The organism is Mycobacteroides sp. LB1, from assembly GCF_013449725.1.
Lineage (GTDB): Bacteria > Actinomycetota > Actinomycetes > Mycobacteriales > Mycobacteriaceae > Mycobacterium.
Genome location: NZ_JACCFF010000002.1, coordinates 244,174 through 261,199, shown reverse-complemented (window position 1 = coordinate 261,199; position 17,026 = coordinate 244,174). Strand labels below are relative to the sequence as shown.

The 17,026-nt window shown below is 61.5% G+C and carries 13 protein-coding genes; 6 read left to right on the top strand and 7 right to left on the bottom strand.

What is annotated here, in order from left to right; all coding sequences use genetic code 11:
- Positions 1-67 precede the first annotated feature (67 nt).
- Entirely contained in the window at positions 68-520 is a 453-nt protein-coding gene (gene soxR, locus MLB1_RS12000; RefSeq protein WP_180750356.1) for a redox-sensitive transcriptional activator SoxR, read from the top strand.
- On the opposite strand, the gene uvrB is transcribed toward soxR, so the two are convergent.
- On the bottom strand, positions 521-2,689 hold the full coding sequence (uvrB, locus tag MLB1_RS11995) for an excinuclease ABC subunit UvrB (protein WP_180750041.1): 2,169 nt from the start codon (positions 2,687-2,689) through the stop codon (positions 521-523).
- 79 nt (positions 2,690-2,768) lie between these two features.
- Here uvrB and MLB1_RS11990 point away from each other — a divergent pair, with 79 nt between their 5' ends.
- The 4 genes from MLB1_RS11990 to MLB1_RS11975 all read left to right on the top strand — a co-directional run bounded on the left by MLB1_RS11990 (position 2,769) and on the right by MLB1_RS11975 (position 5,263).
- Positions 2,769-3,293, top strand: coding sequence for a DUF402 domain-containing protein (locus MLB1_RS11990; RefSeq protein WP_180750040.1), 525 nt, complete (start codon positions 2,769-2,771; stop codon positions 3,291-3,293).
- Positions 3,286-4,284, top strand: a complete 999-nt coding sequence (locus MLB1_RS11985) for a Gfo/Idh/MocA family protein (protein WP_180750039.1) — start codon at positions 3,286-3,288, stop codon at positions 4,282-4,284. Before MLB1_RS11990 ends, MLB1_RS11985 begins: the two co-directional genes overlap by 8 nt.
- 41 nt (positions 4,285-4,325) lie before the next feature.
- The gene (locus MLB1_RS11980) at positions 4,326-4,736 is read left to right on the top strand and encodes a hypothetical protein (protein ID WP_180750038.1); all 411 of its coding nucleotides are present in this window, start codon (positions 4,326-4,328) and stop codon (positions 4,734-4,736) included.
- A gap of 62 nt (positions 4,737-4,798) precedes the next feature.
- Positions 4,799-5,263 carry a DUF5078 domain-containing protein gene (locus tag MLB1_RS11975; RefSeq protein ID WP_180750037.1) on the top strand — a complete coding sequence of 155 codons (465 nt, stop codon included), beginning with the start codon at positions 4,799-4,801 and terminating at the stop codon, positions 5,261-5,263.
- A 140-nt stretch (positions 5,264-5,403) separates the two neighbouring features.
- Here the strand turns inward: MLB1_RS11975 and MLB1_RS11970 are convergent, their stop codons facing one another.
- From MLB1_RS11970 to MLB1_RS11955, 4 genes are all read right to left on the bottom strand, one after another.
- The gene (locus MLB1_RS11970) at positions 5,404-8,397 is read right to left on the bottom strand and encodes an MMPL family RND transporter (protein ID WP_180750036.1); all 2,994 of its coding nucleotides are present in this window, start codon (positions 8,395-8,397) and stop codon (positions 5,404-5,406) included.
- The gene (locus MLB1_RS11965) at positions 8,394-8,822 is read right to left on the bottom strand and encodes an MmpS family transport accessory protein (RefSeq protein ID WP_180750355.1); all 429 of its coding nucleotides are present in this window, start codon (positions 8,820-8,822) and stop codon (positions 8,394-8,396) included. The genes MLB1_RS11970 and MLB1_RS11965 overlap by 4 nt, the downstream gene beginning before the upstream one ends.
- 867 nt (positions 8,823-9,689) lie before the next feature.
- Positions 9,690-12,635, bottom strand: a complete 2,946-nt coding sequence (locus MLB1_RS11960; protein WP_180750035.1) for an RND family transporter — start codon at positions 12,633-12,635, stop codon at positions 9,690-9,692.
- Entirely contained in the window at positions 12,632-13,054 is a 423-nt protein-coding gene (locus tag MLB1_RS11955; protein ID WP_255485831.1) for an MmpS family protein, read from the bottom strand. Before MLB1_RS11955 ends, MLB1_RS11960 begins: the two co-directional genes overlap by 4 nt.
- A gap of 335 nt (positions 13,055-13,389) precedes the next feature.
- Between MLB1_RS11955 and MLB1_RS11950 the strand changes: the two genes are divergently transcribed.
- On the top strand, positions 13,390-14,055 hold the full coding sequence (locus tag MLB1_RS11950; protein ID WP_180750034.1) for a TetR family transcriptional regulator: 666 nt from the start codon (positions 13,390-13,392) through the stop codon (positions 14,053-14,055).
- Between the two features lie 10 nt (positions 14,056-14,065).
- Here MLB1_RS11950 and coaE read toward each other — a convergent pair whose 3' ends face one another.
- Together coaE and rpsA are read right to left on the bottom strand one after the other, a co-directional pair.
- Positions 14,066-15,253, bottom strand: coding sequence for a dephospho-CoA kinase (gene coaE, locus MLB1_RS11945; protein WP_180750033.1), 1,188 nt, complete (start codon positions 15,251-15,253; stop codon positions 14,066-14,068).
- 167 nt (positions 15,254-15,420) lie between these two features.
- Positions 15,421-16,866: a 30S ribosomal protein S1 gene (gene rpsA / locus MLB1_RS11940; RefSeq protein ID WP_180750032.1), complete on the bottom strand. Its 1,446-nt coding sequence runs from the start codon at positions 16,864-16,866 to the stop codon at positions 15,421-15,423.
- Between the last annotated feature and the right edge of the window lie 160 nt (positions 16,867-17,026).

Genomic DNA, 17,026 nt, shown 5'->3' with positions numbered 1-17,026 from the left:
CGATCTAAAGTCCACTTGAGATCAACTCAGTATGGATCAACTCAGTGCGGCGATCGGAGGAGGCCTGGTGAAAGACAAGGCCGAGCTGCTGCCGATAGGTGAGGTGGCCAGACGTACCGGGATCGCGGTGTCCGCGGTTCGCTACTACGCCGATATCGGTCTGATCCCCGCCGAACGCACGTCGGGTAATGCGCGGGTGTTCCGCCGTCACGCGTTGCGCCGCATCTCGCTGATCCGTGTCGCCACCGGATTCGGCATCCCATTGTCGGAAGTCGCGGACGTACTGTCGAGCCTCCCGGACGGACGGACGCCCAATACCCGTGACTGGCAACGAATCTCCCGGCAGTGGCACGCACATCTGGAAGCCCGGAAGAACGCCATCGCCGACATGCAGGAGAAGCTCACCGGGTGTATCGGCTGCGGTTGCCTGTCGATGACGAAATGCACGCTGTTCAACCCCGGCGACGTCCTCGCCGAGGATGGCTCCACAGGTGCGCGACTGCTCGCCGATCCGGACTGACTACTTGAGGCCCGCCGCGTCCATGCCGCGCAGCTCCTTCTTGAGATCAGCGATCTCGTCACGGAACCGGGCGGCCAGCTCGAACTGCAGATCGCGCGCCGCCGTCATCATCTGCTCGGTCATGTTCTTGATCAAATCCGCCAGCTCCGCCCGCGGCATGCTCTTGGCATCGCGGCCCTCGAACACCCCTGCGCTGACCGCGCGACCGGGCTCTCCCTGTGCCCGCCGGCCGCGACTGGAGTTGCGGCCGGATCCGCCGATTTGGATCGCCTCACTGCTCTCCGTGTCAGAGGCTTCGCGGTACACCTGATCGAGAATGTCGGCGATCTTCTTGCGCAAAGGCTTTGGGTCGATACCGTTCGCCTCGTTGTAGGCGACCTGTTTGGCACGCCGTCGGTCGGTCTCGTCGATCGCTTCCCTCATGGAGTCCGTGATCTTGTCGGCGTACATGTGCACTTCGCCCGACACGTTGCGCGCGGCACGGCCGATGGTCTGGATAAGGCTGCGACTGGAGCGCAGAAACCCCTCCTTGTCGGCGTCGAGGATGGCGACAAGCGATACCTCGGGCAGGTCTAGGCCCTCACGGAGCAGGTTGATGCCCACGAGCACGTCATACTCGCCGAGCCGAAGCTGACGCAGCAGCTCCACGCGCCGCAGGGTGTCCACCTCGGAGTGCAGGTACCGGACCCGGATTCCCATCTCGAGCAGGTAATCGGTGAGATCTTCGGCCATCTTCTTGGTCAGCGTCGTCACCAGCACGCGCTCATCGACCTCGGTGCGCTGCCGGATCGAGGCGATGAGATCGTCGATCTGCCCCTTGGTCGGCTTGACGACGACCTGCGGATCCACCAGACCGGTAGGCCTGATCACCTGCTCGACGAACTCGCCTCCCGCCGCGCTGCGTTCATAGTTCCCAGGTGTCGCCGACAGATACAGGGTCTGCCCGATCCTCCCGGAGAACTCCTCCCAGGTGAGAGGCCGGTTATCGACCGCAGAGGGCAGCCGGAAACCGAAGTCCACGAGATTGCGCTTGCGGGACATGTCCCCCTCGTACATGGCGCCGATCTGCGGGACCGTCACATGCGACTCGTCGATGACAAGCAGGAAATCGTCGGGGAAATAGTCCAACAGGGTGGCAGGTGGCGTTCCCGCGCCTCGCCCGTCGATATGCCGTGAATAGTTTTCGATACCCGAGCAGAAGCCCACATTGCGCATCATCTCGATGTCGTAGTTGGTGCGCATGCGCAGCCGCTGAGCCTCCAGCAGCTTGCCGTGGCTCTCCAGGTCCGACAGCCGGTCCTCGAGCTCCTGCTCGATACCGACGAGAGCCTTCTCCATCCGGTCCGGACCCGCCACATAGTGAGTGGCAGGGAAGATCCGCAGGGAATTGGTCTGCCGGACAACGTCTCCGGTCAACGGATGCAGGTAATACAGCGCCTCGACCTCATCGCCGAAGAACTCGATGCGGACCGCCAGCTCCTCATACGACGGGATGATCTCGACGGTGTCGCCGCGCACCCGGAAGGTGCCCCGAGTGAACGACAGGTCGTTGCGGTTGTACTGCATTTCCACCAGCAGCCGCAGCAATGCGTCCCGCGGCACTTCAAGACCGACGTCGAGCTGCACGGACCGATCCATATACGACTGCGGGGTGCCGAGGCCGTAGATGCAGGACACGGATGCGACCACCACGACGTCACGCCGGGAGAGCAGATTCGACGTCGCCGAATGCCGTAGGCGTTCCACATCGTCGTTGATCGAGCTGTCCTTCTCGATATAGGTATCGGTCTGCGCGATGTACGCTTCCGGCTGGTAGTAGTCGTAGTACGACACGAAGTACTCGACAGCATTGTGCGGCAACATCTCCCGAAGCTCATTGGCGAGCTGCGCGGCGAGCGTCTTGTTGGGTGCCATCACCAGCGTCGGCCGCTGCAGCCGTTCGATCAGCCATGCTGTGGTCGCCGACTTGCCGGTACCCGTGGCGCCCAGCAGCACCACATCCTTCTCCCCCGCCCGGATCCTGCGCTCGAGGTCATCGATCGCGCCGGGTTGGTCCCCCGCGGGTTCGTATTCGCTGACCACCTCGAACCGCCCGTCGGTCCGCAGCACGTCGGTCACCGGGCGGTACTCGGAATGCGCAACGATGGGGTGTTCTGTTGCGAAAGCCATGCGCTCAGGGTAAGCCGAGGGTCTGACACGCGCCCGAAACCAACCCGGGAACCAACAAGGAAAGGGCGACTTAGACACGGTGCACCCACCCAAACGCGAGATCTTCGACGTCGACGCCATGACCAACACCGATCCCAAGGGGATTGTGCGGTCGGTGGACGAATACCGGGTAGAGCCGTGGGGGCTGTACATGGCCCGCTCGACGCCGGGGCGGGCACAGTTCCGTTACCTGGAGTCGTGGCTGCTCCCCACGCTGGGGCTGCGAGCGAATATCTTTCACTTCAACCCGGGGCATGAACGTGATCAGGACTTCTACCTGGACGTCGGTGAGTTCGTCGCCGGGCCATCGCAATGGACAGCCGTCGACCACTATCTTGACCTGGTGGTGCGCTGCGGACACGAAACCGAACTGGCGGATGTCGACGAGTTGCTCGACGCGCACAAGGACGGTCTGTTATCCACTGCCGCAACGGAACTCGCCATCCGTCGCGCAGCCGGTGCCATCGACGAGCTCGCCCAGCACGGACATGACTTGAACTCATGGCTCGCCGATGCCGGAATGCCGTTGACCTGGCGCGACCCGAACGGAGACGCCCATGTCTGAGACCATCCGCTGGGGAATCATCGGACCCGGCCGCATCGCCGGCAATGTGGCCCGCGACTTCCCGCTCACACCGGGTGCGGAGCTCGTCGCGGTCGCGTCCCGTTCGGCCGAACGGGCCCAGGCCTTCGCGGCGACACATGGGATTCCCGATGCCTACGGCTCCTATCGGGAGGTGCTCGCCGCCCCGGACGTCGATGCCGTGTACATCGCGACCCCGCATCCCCAGCATCGACAGATTGCCATCGCGGCGCTCACCGCCGGGAAAGCCATCCTGGTCGAGAAGGCCTTCACCGCAACGGTATCCGGGGCGCAAGAGGTCATCGATATTGCTAGGGCTCGTGGAGTTTTCGCGATGGAGGCGATGTGGACGCGATTTCAGCCCGCCATCGTCGCGGCCAAGGCCCTTGTCGACGACGGCGTTATCGGCGAGGTCCGGCAGGTCCAGGCAGACCTCGGTGTAGACCGCCCGTTCGATCCCGACGACCGATTGTTCAACCCCGCGCTAGGAGGCGGAGCGCTGCTGGATCTCGGTGTCTACGTCGTCTCGCTGGCCCAATACTTTCTGGGGGATCCGGCGGCGGTGGTGGCCCACGGTTCGTTGTTTCCCACCAATGTGGACGCCGAGGCCGGGTTGCTGCTGCGGTACGACGATGGTCGCGCCGCGACATTGCTGTGCTCGCTCTTGCATCCCACCCCCGGCCAGGCGCGCATATTCGGCACCGAGGGCTGGATCGACATCCTTCCCCGTTTCCATCACCCCCGCGAGATCGTGCTGCACCGCAAGGGATCTGATCCCGAGCCGATGGTGAAGCCACCCGTCGGCGGGGGCTACAGCCACGAACTCGCCGAGGTCACCCAATGCCTGCTCGGCGGCAGAGCACAGAGCGCGGTGATGCCGCTCGCCGACACATTGGCGGTACAGCGGGTGCTCAACACGGCCTGCGAACAACTAGGGGTGCATCACACCGAAGACCCCATTGACCTGGACTAATCGTGTTGCCGCCGTGTTCAGGGCACCGGTAGGATGCCGGTATGCGCCCCCACCTCCGCGGGCTAGGGGCTGCCGGGACAGCGGCGATAACTCTCGCGCTTCTGGCAGCACCAGCCTCCGCAGCCGAGCTGCACAACATCAGCTACATCGCCCGTGTCGACGGACTCGGCCGCGGTATCTCCGTCACGTTCAAAACCGATCCGGTGGAACGGCGGACCGAACAACCTCGCCTCTCCCCGGGTGAGACCTGGGAAGTGGACCTGGTGATGGACGACGCCCAGCAGGCCGGGATGACCGTTCGTGTGCTGCCTCCGTACGGTGTCGGATTGCACTGCGAGGTACAGGTCGACGATGTGGTGGTCGACTCCCAAGACCTGACCGTCCCGCCCGCCCTCGGGATCTTCAACGGGCCCGTCAACGACACCGTCACCTGCGGTCACTTCAACTCGTAACCGCGAGTCAAATTAGTCACTTCTGCACCCCGGACCTGCACGAAAACCGCTACAATAGCGCCATGCGCCTGAACTCCATTCGCCGTCCAATTCGCGCGGCGGGAATTGCGATAGTCACCGCGGGAATCGCCGCGAGCACCTTCCCCGCGATTGCCTCCGCCGACTCCACCGATGACTACCCAATTCCCCGGCGAATGCTGAAGACCACGTGTACCGCCGAGCAGTACCTCGCCGCGGTCCGCGATTATGACCCGATCTACTACACGCGGTACATGATCGACAAGAACAACAAGCCCGATTATGTGCAGCAGTCGACGATCGACCGGATCCACGAGTTCTTCGCCAAGGACTACACCGGCCGTCGTGCGGAGTCCGAGGTCTTTGCGGTGAACTACCCGCCGGAGGCATTGACATCGCAATGGCCCAACTGGGGCAAGATCTTCTTCAACAACAAGGGTGTCGTTGCCAAGGGCACCGAGAATTGCAGCAAGTACCCGTCCGATATGTCGGTCTGGGACGGGCCCTAACCAGGACAACAGAGAAACGCCCCGCGGTGACCACACACCGGCGGGGCGTTTTTTTTGCGCTGTTCACCGTGCGGCACGGAACACCCCACTAACGAGTTCGGCCCCCATGCACCAGGCATGGGGGCCGAACTCGTTAGTTGCTAGACCGAGGGTCTCGGGAACTCCGCGGTCACCGCGTCGTCATGCGCGGGACCTGGAGCGGGGCCGACCGGAACGGGTGCCGGAGGCGGCGGAACCGGTTGCTGTGCCGGGACCGGAGGTGCCGGCGGATCTGTGGCGTACTTGCTGACCTTCATGGGCCACCAGAACCACCGACCCATAAGCGCGGCGATCGCGGGTGTCATGAATGCCCGGATGATGAAGGTGTCGAAGAGCAGACCGAGACAGATCGCCGATCCCGCCTGGCCGATCGCGATCAGATCGCTGGTGATCATCGATCCCATCGTGAACGCGAACACGAGACCGGCCTGGGTGGCCACGCTCCCGGATCCACCGACACCTCGAAGGATCGCGGTGTTCAGACCACCGTGTAGCTCTTCCTTGAATCTGGACACGAGCAGCAGGTTGTAGTCCGATCCGACCGCCAACAGGATGATGACGGTGAACGGCAGCACGAACCAGTGCAGCTGCAACCCGAGGATGTGCTGCCACAACAACACCGACAGACCGAAGGATGCTCCGAGCGATATCGCGATGGTCCCGACGATCGTGAACGCCGCCACGATGCTTCGCGTGATGACCAGCATGATGACGAAGATCAGGCACAGCGATGCGATGACCGCGATCATCAGGTCGTACTTCACCATCTCGCCGATGTCGTGATACGTCGGTGCCGTGCCGCCGAGATAGAGCTTGGCCTCGTCCAGCGGGGTGCCCTTGATGGCGTTCTTGGCGGCCTTGAGCTCGACCTCCGTATTGGCCAGGGAATCTTTGCTGGCGTAGTCGCCCTCATGCGTGATGATGAACTGCGCGGCCTTACCGTCCGGCGCCATCATCAGCTTGACGCCCTTTTTGAAGTCCTCGTTATCGAAGGCTTCCGGCGGAAGGTAGAAGAAGTCGTCGTTCTTCGCCTCATCGAACGCTTGACCCATCACCGTTGCGGTGTCGGTCATGCGATCCATCTGGGTGATCATGCCGTTCATCGTGCTGTACATGGTCAGCATGGTGTTTCGCATGTTCTTGGTGATGGCGATCATGGGCGGCAGCTGTTCCACCATCTGCGGCATCAGCTTGTCCATGTTGTTCATGTCCTTGAGCAATCCCTGCATGCTCTCGGCAAGTTTGTCGATGCCATCGATGGTGTCGAATAGCGAGCGCATGGACCAGCACATTGGGATGTCGAAGCAGTGCTTATCCCAATAGAAGTAGTTGCGTAACGGACGGAATTGATCGTCGAAATTGGCGATGTTGTCCCGCATTTGATTGGTGACACTGATCATGTCAGGAGTGGTCACGGTCGCCATATTGTGCGTCACCGCGACAAGCTCTTTCATGATGCTGTACATGCGTTCCATGATCGCGATCATGGAACCCATATCGTCGGCCATTTTCAACATGTCCGACATGCTGTTCTTCAGGTAATTCATGTTCTCGGTCATCGACACCGATTGCATACTCACCTGGAACGGCACGGAACTGTGATCGATGGGTGCGCCCATCGGTCGGGTCATGCTCTGCACCTTGTTGATGCCCTCGGTGCGGAAGACGTTCTTGGCGATCCGGTCCAGCACCAACATGTTTGCCGGAGTGCGAAGATCCTTGTCCGCCTCGACGATCAGGATGTCGGGGTTCATTCTGGCCTTCGAGAAGTGCCTGTCGGAGGCCTGGAAGCCTTGAATCGACGGCAGGCCAGTCGGGATGTAATACCGGTCGTTGTAGTTCACCGAGTACGTCGGCAGGATGCCCAAGCCGACAATCGCGATGATCATCGTGACCGCCAGAATCGGTCCCGGCCAGCGCACGATGGCGGTGCCGATCTTGCGCCATCCCCGGCTCTTGATGGTGCGCTTGGATTCGAGCAGCCCGAACTTCGTCGCTATCAGGATCACCGAGGGGCCGATGGTGAGCGAGGCGGCCACCACCACCAGCATGCCGATCGCACACGGCACACCCAGAGATTCGAAATACGGCAGTCGCGTGAACTTCAGGCAGAACGTGGCGCCCGCGATGGTGAGACCCGAACCCAAGATCACGTGCGAGACACTGTGATACATGATGTAGAAGGATTCGAGCCGGTCCTTACCCTCGGCCCGCAATTCGTGATAGCGCCCGATTTGGAAGATCGCATAGTCGGTACCCGCGGCGATCGCCAGCGAGGTCAGCAGGTTCACCGCGAATGTCGACAGACCGATGATCTGGGCGTTGCCGAGGATCGCGACCACCCCGCGAGCGGCCCCCAATTCGACAAAGACCATGAACAGGATGAGCAGCACCGTGGTGATGGAGCGGTAGATGATCAACAGCATCACGGCAATGACCACGAACGTGATTGCCGTCATCTTGAGCATGCTCTTGTCGCCGGCGTCGTTCATGTCCATCGTCAGGGCGGCCTGGCCGGTGACGAAGACCTTGAGTCCGTCGGGGTAGGTCCCGGCCTTCTTGCTCTCGTCGATGAGCTTGCTGACGAGATCCTGGACCGCCGTGACGGATTCCTTACCCTCCGTCGTGCCTTGGTCTCCACGGAGATTCAGCTGAACGTAGGCGGATTTCTCATCGACGCTCTGCGCGCCGCCGGCGGTGATGCGGTCGCCCCAGAAGTCCTGGGCGTATTCCACATGCTTGGTCTCTGCCCGTAGGCGCTTGACCATCTCGCGGTAGAACGTGTGCGCCTTGTCGTTCATGTCGGTGGAGAACTTGGTGTCGCTCTCCATCAGGACCATGACCATGCTGTCGTCCTTGAACTGCTGGAACAGTTCACCTTGACGCTTGATGGCCTGATATGACGGTGCATCCTTGGAAGCCAGCGATACCGAGTGCGCTTTACCGACCTCTTCGAGCTGCGGCACCACCACGTTGACGATGACGGTCAGCACCAACCAGCCGAGAATGATCGGCACGGAGAACGTGTGGATGAATCGCGCTATGCGCGAGGGCTTCTGGGGAGCGCCGGGCGTAGGGGCGCTATGTGTACTCATGCGGATTTCACCATGCAGAAGACTTGGGCGTTGCGGTTGGACACGGTTTGTTCGTCCTTGACTTCGCCGTTGGACAGGATGCGGCAGCCGATTTCGTCGCTATCCCCCATTGCGACGACATTGGCGAAAACCGAGGTCATGGTCGTCGTGATGGTCAGTGACCACGGGAGGGTGGTGAACTGGGCGCGCTGCGGCTGCGCCCTGTCATCGAGGTAGTTGACTTCACCCTTTGTCCCTGCGGGACCGAAGATCTCGTAAACGATGTCCTTCGGGATGATGTTCTTCGAATCATCCTTGATGCCGATCGCCTGATTGATATTGGTGGAGCCAAACACGCCATGAAGTCGATAGACCCCGAAACCAGCGGCCGAGATGACCACTAGAACGACGAGCGGGACCCATACCCGCGCTAAGACCTTGAAAATCGTCCAACCCCTTCACCCGTGTGGCCCGGAGGCCAACAACTCGACTCTGACTATTTGTGTGCGGCGACACGTGACCGCGATCCACGCGCAAATAGTTACCGGCCAGTACGACACTGTCTTGTTTTTGCGGAGTCAGCGCGCATATGGGGTGTCCGCTCACATCGTCGGTTCATCCCACTTGGCTCCGCTCATGCCCGTTTTCTTAGTAATTCGTAAGGGATACTACATATGTTTGTCAGGGAACCGTACATGTGTTGTCAGTCACAACTTGCACATTTGTTCGCATGAACACCTGCAATAGCCTAGTTAGCTACAAGAAAATGTCAACAACCGATGACACGGTTCTATTCCCCGGTTCTTTTCGGGCATGTTACGAAACTGCCAGCTCGCACACCTAAGTTGGTGACTGATCGGAGAATCGCACCAGCTACCGGACCTACCCGGTATTTGCCATCGCTATCTTTTGACAGACTCCTGCATTGCGGCTTCCGTGCCTGAATGACCGTCACCCTCGCGTGCGCCGTGGCGATCAAAAGTGATGCACGTCCACAGGCTCCTCCGGGCGTGTCCTTCGCCACAATATGAGACATTTGTTCAGTAGTGGCGGGCGGCTGAGGGTCGCACACCGTGGGCGACATCAGCTCCAGCAAACAATTTGGCACGTCATTCAGCGCCCGCCGCCCGGTGATGTCGGCGATGCGTCGAGAAGTCCGAGTATTCGCATAGGGCGAATTACTCAAGCGCCTTTACTTATTCTGGTAAACACCAGTCTAGTGGGCCTCGGCGCCCGGGCAACGGTGTTTGAATCGCCCGTGAACGACCGATCGCCGCACCTCAGACGGAGGTACGGCGATCGGCATCACGCAATTAGACCGAGGGCCTAGGGAATTCGGTCGTCACCGGATCATCCCCAGGTCCTGAGCCGACCGGCACCGGACCAGGTGGGACGGGCTCCGAGGCCGTTGACACGCGGGGCGGCGGCACCGGCCTGGTCCGCACGTTCAGTGGCCACCAGAACCAACGACCGAGGATGGTCGCGATAGCCGGTGTCATGAAGGACCGCACGATCAGGGTGTCGAATAGCAGGCCGAGCGCGATCGTCGTACCGACCTGCCCGATGATGCGCAGGTCGCTGACCACCATCACCGCCATGGTGAAGGCGAACACCAGGCCTGCCGAGGTCACCACACTGCCCGTGCCACCCATCGACCGGATGATGCCCGTCTTCAGGCCGCCGTGCAGCTCCTCCTTGAGGCGGGATACCAGCAGCAGGTTGTAGTCGGACCCCACCGCCAGCAGCACGATGATCGCCATCTGCATGACGAGCCAGTGCAGTTCGATGCCCAGGATGTATTGCCAGATAATGACCGATAGGCCGAACGATGCACCCAGGGACAGCGCCACCGTGCCCACGATCACCAGCGATGCCACAAAGCTACGGGTGATGAGCAGCATGATCAGGAAGATCAGGCACAGCGCGGAAATGCCGGCGATCATTAGGTCATATCGAGCACCGTCGGACATGTCTTTGAACACGGCCGCAGTGCCGCCAAGTTCGATCTTGGCGTTCTCCAGTGGGGTGCCCTTGACCGCCTCGATCGCTGCTTGCTTGATCGGCTCCACATGCGCGAGCCCTTCGGGCGTAGCGGGATCCCCGCGATGCGAGATGATCATCCGGACCGCCTTACCGTCCGGTGAAAGGAACGACTTAAGGCCGCGCTTGAAGTCGGCATTGTCGAAGATCTCGGGTGGCAGATAGAACGAGTCATCATTCTTCGCGGCATCGAACGCCTTGCCCATGGCGGTCGAGTCCTTGCTCATCTCGTCCATCTGGTTATAGAACCCAGACATGGTGCTGTACTGCGTCAGCATCATCTTCTGCATGTCTTCCATGATCGGAATCATCTGCGACATGTCCGACACCATCTTGGGCATCAGCTGATCCATCCGCTCCATATTGACGACCATGCCGTCCATGGTTTCGGTCATCTCGTCGATCTTGTCCAGCACATCAAAGATTGATCGAATGGACCAGCACATCGGGATGTCGAAGCAGTGCTTCTCCCAATACAGATAGTTACGGATCGGCCGGAACCAGTCATCGAAATTCTCGATACTGTCCCGCATTTCGTGAATGGTGCCCTGCAAGGTGTGCATATCGCCGACCAGTGAGTGCGTGATACCCGCCATCGCGCTCATGTTGGCGAGGGTTCGCTTCATGATGACGACGTTCTCGCCCATCTTGTCGGACTGAACCTTCATATCGGCCATGCGGTCCTTCATCAGCTTCATGTTCTGTAGCTGGCCGACGCTCTGCATGCTGATGAGGAATGGGATGGAGCTGTGCTCGATCGGTGTGCCCTGCGGGCGGGTGATCGCTTGCACGCGAGCAATTCCCGGTACGCGGAACACCGCCTTGGCCACCTTGTCGATGACCAGGAAATCCGCCGAGTTCCGCATATCGTGATCGGCTTGGATGAGCAGCATCTCGGGGCTCATGCGGGCCTGCGAGAAATGCCGTCCCGCGGCCTCGAATCCGGCATTGGCGGGGATGTCCTTGGGGATGTACTTCTTGTCGTCGTAACTGGTCCGGTATCCGGGAAGTGCCGCCAGGCCGATGATGGCGATCGACAACGCGGCCGCGAGCACCGGGCCCGGCCACCGCACGATGGTGGTCCCGATCTTTCGCCAGGCGCGAATTCGCATGGCGCGCTTGGGCTCGAACAACCCGAATCGACTTCCAATGGTGACCAGCGCGGGCCCCAGGGTCAGCGACACCAGCACACCGGAGAGCAGACCGACGGAGCAAGGCACACCCAGGCTTTGGAAATACGGCATGCGCGTAAAACTGAGGCAGTACATAGCGCCGGCGATCGTCAGGCCGGAGCCCAGAATGACATGGGCCGTGCCGTGGAACATCTCGTAGTACGCGGCCTCTTTGTCGGCACCCATCGACCGGGCCTCTTGATATCGGCCGATGAGGAAGATGGCGTAGTCGGTGCCGGCGGCGATGGAAAGCATCACGAGCAGGTTCACGGCGAATGTCGACAGACCGATGATCTGGTGATCACCCAGGAACGCGATGACACCTCGTGCCACGCTCAACTGGACGCCCACGAAGAGGAACACCATCAGCACCGTGAAGATCGACCGATAGAAGAACAACAGCATCACCACGATGACCAGGAAGGTCAGTGCGGTGATCAGCTTGAGGCTGCCGTCACCCGCGTGGTTCATATCGGTCTGCAACGCGCCCGGGCCGGTGACGTAGACCGTGAGACCGTCCGGGAGCTTCGTGCCGTCCTTCGTCCAGTCCGCTTCGATCTTCTTGACGATGTCGCGAACCGCTTCGGTGGACTCGTTGGACAACGTCTCGCCCATGTTTCCGGCGAGGTTTACCTGAACGTAGGTGGCCTTGCCGTCGGTGCTCTGCGCACCTGCCTCGGTGAGCGGGTCACCCCAGAAGTCCTGGACGTGTTGAACATGTTTGGTGTCGGCGCGCAGCCGCACCATCAATTCGTCGTAGAACTTGTGCGAGCCGGGGCCGAGGCGCTCCTGGCCCTCGAGCACGATCATGGCGACGCTGTCGGAATCGGACTCTTTGAACATCGAGCCCATGGTCTTCATCGCCTGCATCGACGGCGCGCTCTGCGGGCTTAGTGAGACGGTTTGTTCTTTCGCCACCGTGTCGAGAGATTTCTGGGCGCCAAAGGCAACTACCAGCAGCACCCAGATGATGATGATGGGGATGGAGAGTCGTCGGATCCATTTGGCCAGGAAGGTGGGCTCCCCGCTGCCGTGTGCCCCGCTCATGCGGACTTCACAAAGCAGTAGACGTAGGCGCTCACTTCGTTGGAGGTCCTCTCGTCTTTGATTTCGTCGTTGGCGGTGATACGGCAACTGAGCGAATTGGCATTACGTGTCTGCGCCAAGATGTTTCCCGTCATTGCCGGCGCCGTGGTGACGATCTCAATCGACCAAGGCAGTGCTGCCCCGTTGATCTGGTGGGGCTCCCCTTCTTTGTCGATGTAGTTGATATCGGCGACGGTTCCCGGCGGACCGTAGATTTCGTACATCACACGTTTGGGCTTGGAGTTGTTTTTGTCGTCGGTCATGCTGCCGGCATAGGTGGGCAACTGTTGTGAACCGAAAATGCCGCGAATTCGCCATACCGCAAAGCCGGCAATGGCGATGACAAGCACCATCACCACCGGGATCCAAGCCCGCTTCAAAACGCTGAGAATCGTAAAACCCCTTCACCCGTTGGCGTTTCGCGAGGCGACGCCGTTCACTGGCCCGAACCTGGCTCAACTACTGATCGGATTCCGCACCCATCCGCCCGCTCGGCAGGGCGACGCAGCAATCGCCGCGCGGCGGCTCCTTCGAGCGTGCGATACCCGGGCGCAAGAGACCGGACATTTGTCGAAGTAAACCATGCCTAAGGTCGGAACAGTTGGCTCCCTTCCAGCGCGTTTATCGGGATCTTTAACGCATACCACGTGCGTAACGCACGCTACCGGGTGGTTCGCAACGTCGCAAATCACACGCCGTGCGTTATCCTCAGCGAGTGGCGCAACTGACATTCCAGCGCGCCCGCACCGACGAAAAGAAGCGTCAGCGGGCGGCGGCGATTGTGGAAGCCGCACGCTCGATGGCTGTGGAATCCGGTGTCACCTCGGTGACGCTGACCGCGGTCGCCAATCGCGCCGGGGTGCACTACTCCGCGGTTCGGCGCTACTTCAGCTCCCACAAGGAAGTGCTGCTGCACCTGGCCGCCGAAGGTTGGACCCGCTGGTCAGACACGGTGCGTGCCTCGCTTGATGTACCAGGACGCGGCTCCGCTGCCGGTGTCGCCGAAGCGCTCGCTCACGGCCTGGTAGACGATCCCCTGTTTTGTGATCTGCTGGCGAACCTGCATCTGCACCTCGAACACGAGGTAGATGTCGAGCGCGTCGCCGAGGTCAAGCAGATCAGCAACGCCGCCGTGATTTCGATCGCCGAATCGATCGAACGCAGCCTCCCCGAAATCGGTCGTACGGGTTCACTGGACATCCTGGTGGCCGCCTTCTCGCTCGCTGCGATGCTCTGGCAGGTATCCCATCCTCCGGAGGGGCTCGAGCACGACTACCAGAGTGAACCCGGTGTCCCGCCAGACTGGAATCTCGACTTCGAACCGGCGTTGACCAGGCTCTTGACAGCGACGTGTATCGGAATCGTCGCGCAGGCGCGCTGAAGCCGGCCGCTCAGGCGGTCCATCCGGTCTCGGCCGCCCACGCCAGTGCGCGCGGATACGCCCGTGCGAACCAGGGTTCCTTGGCATCCACGTAGGCGGCGGGATCACCGTCGACCGCAGCAGCTGCGTGCTCGGCCGCTTGTTTGACTGAAAGGTATTCGGCCCGCGCCTGTTGATCCGCGCGCAGCCAATCCCGGAAAATCAGAGCGAATCGCTGACCCGGCCACCCGTCCACTCGTACATGCACCAGCGCCGCACGCCCCGGATCGGCGGCGGCGTGAATTCGCTTGCCCCATTTGGCGGTCTCGGTGTCATGCGGGTCATCTGTGGTGATACCCGCAATCGGCGGCAGCCCGATATCGGCCAAGGGATCAGCCAGTGCATCGGCCACCTCGAGGGACTCGACGGTTACCTGGATATCGATAACATCCTTGGCATCCAATCCGGGCACGGCGGTCGAGCCGACATGATCTATCCGCAGCGCCTTCGAACCGCAGGCCACTGCGATCCGGTTTATTGCACGCTGTGCCTGTGTCGGCCAACTGGGATCGGCGGGCGCCAGCACCGGTTCCCACTGTGCCCGCTGCCGTGTGCGTAGGTTGTGCGCATACGGCAAGAGCCGCTCGGCCCACAGGCCGCGTACCGTCTGCGCCAATGTCTCGGGGTCACCCGAATTGTCCAGCCACACATCGGCGATGGCGCGGCGTTGTTCCTCGGTGGCTTGGGCGCCAATACGTGCACGGGCGTCCTTCTCGTCCATCCCACGGTGAGCGACCAGGCGCCGCACTCGCGTTTCCGCATCCGCATGCGCCATCAGGACCAGGTGATAGAACGGCGCGAGCGAGTTCTCGGTGAGCAGCGGAATATCCTCCACCACAACGGTGTCAGCCCCCGCCGAGGCCATCAACTCTGCCCGACGTGCACCCACCAACGGGTGCACAATCCCGTTGAGCGTGGCTCGATGCTCATCATCGCTGAAGGCAATCGCTGCAAGCGCGGGGCGATCGAGAGCACCGTCGGGTCGCAGGATCGAATCCCCGAATGCCTCGACCAGCGCCGCCAGCCCGCGGGTTCCCGGTTCCACCACCTCACGCGCGATGACATCGCTGTCGACGATGAAGGCACCGCATTCGGCGAGTGTCCGTGACACCGTGGACTTCCCCGCACCGATCCCGCCGGTCAGACCGATCCGCAACATGTGGGGCAGTCTGTCACAGCGTCCGCGTCGCCTGATCACCAGCACCGGCGAGTCCACCTGTGGTCATGGGTGGAAAGCGCTTCGCGGCAACGTGATTCCGGGCTTTTGGTGCATAGGAAAGGGGCCCCGGTCGCAATGACCGGGGCCCCTCTTTGTCTACAGCTGAATTACGCGTTGCCTGCCAGCTTCTCGCGCAGCGCAGCGAGCTGCGCGTCGCCGGCGAGCGAGCCACCCTGCGGAGCCGAATCCTCGGACCGCGAGGAGCTGCTCGAGGACGCTGCCGAGGCCTCTGCCTCGGCAGCGGCAGCGGACTTCTCCATCTGAGTGGTGTGCATCTTGTGACGACGCTCGGCCTCGGCGTACCGGGCCTCCCATTCGGAGCGCTCCTTGTCGTGACCCTCGAGCCATTCGTTGGTCTCGGCGTCGAAGCCCTCCGGGAAGATGTAGTTGCCCGCGTCGTCGTAGCTGTCGGCCATGCCGTACTTCGACGGGTCGAACTCCTCGGTGTAGTCCTCGTTGGCCTGCTTGAGGCTCAGCGAGATGCGGCGACGCTCCAGGTCGATGTCGATGACCTTGACCATCGCGTCATCGCCGACGCCGACAACCTGATCCGGCACCTCGACGTGGCGCTCGGACAGCTCGGAGATGTGCACCAGACCTTCGATGCCCTCTTCGACGCGGACGAAGGCGCCGAACGGCACCAGCTTGGTGACCTTGCCCGGCACAATCTGGCCGATCGCGTGGGTGCGCGCGAAGTGGCGCCACGGATCTTCCTGAGTTGCCTTGAGTGACAAGGAAACCCGCTCGCGATCCATATCGACGTCGAGCACCTCGACGGTGACCTCGTCGCCCACCGTGACGACCTCGGACGGGTGGTCGATGTGCTTCCAGGACAGCTCCGAAACGTGCACCAGGCCGTCAACCCCACCGAGATCGACGAAGGCGCCGAAGTTGACGATCGAGGACACGACACCCTTGCGGATGGCTCCCTTGGTGAGCTGGTTCAGGAACTCGCTGCGCACCTCGGACTGGGTCTGCTCCAGCCAGGCGCGGCGGCTCAGCACCACGTTGTTTCGGTTACGGTCGAGCTCGATGATCTTGGCCTCGATCTCCTTGCCGATGTACGGCTGCAGATCGCGGACACGACGCATCTCGACCAGCGACGCGGGCAGGAAGCCGCGCAGGCCGATGTCGAGGATCAGGCCGCCCTTGACGACCTCGATGACGGTGCCCTTGACGGCCTCGTCCTTCTCCTTGAGTTCCTCGATCGTGCCCCACGCGCGCTCGTACTGAGCACGCTTCTTGGACAGGATCAGGCGACCTTCCTTGTCCTCCTTGGTGAGGACCAGGGCCTCGATCTCATCGCCCACGGAAACGACCTCGTTGGGGTCGACATCGTGCTTGATCGAGAGCTCGCGGGAGGGGATGACACCTTCGGTCTTGTAACCGATGTCTAGAAGAACTTCGTCGCGGTCAACCTTGACGATGGTGCCTTCGACGATGTCGCCATCGTTGAAGTACTTGATCGTCTTGTCGATAGCAGCGAGAAAATCCTCGGCCGAGCCAATGTCGTTGATGGCTACTTGGGGCGAGGTGACGGTAGGACTTGGCATGTGTGGGGTTGCTCCGGACAAGTTGTGTAGTAGGGACAGATCTGGCACAGCTAGCTTTAGCTGTGGGCGTGCTGGTACCTCCGCATGTTGCGGCAGAGATGCGCTTTACCTTACTCGACTGCCCTCCACCAGCACAAACCCGGTCGTCGCGGTAGGTGTT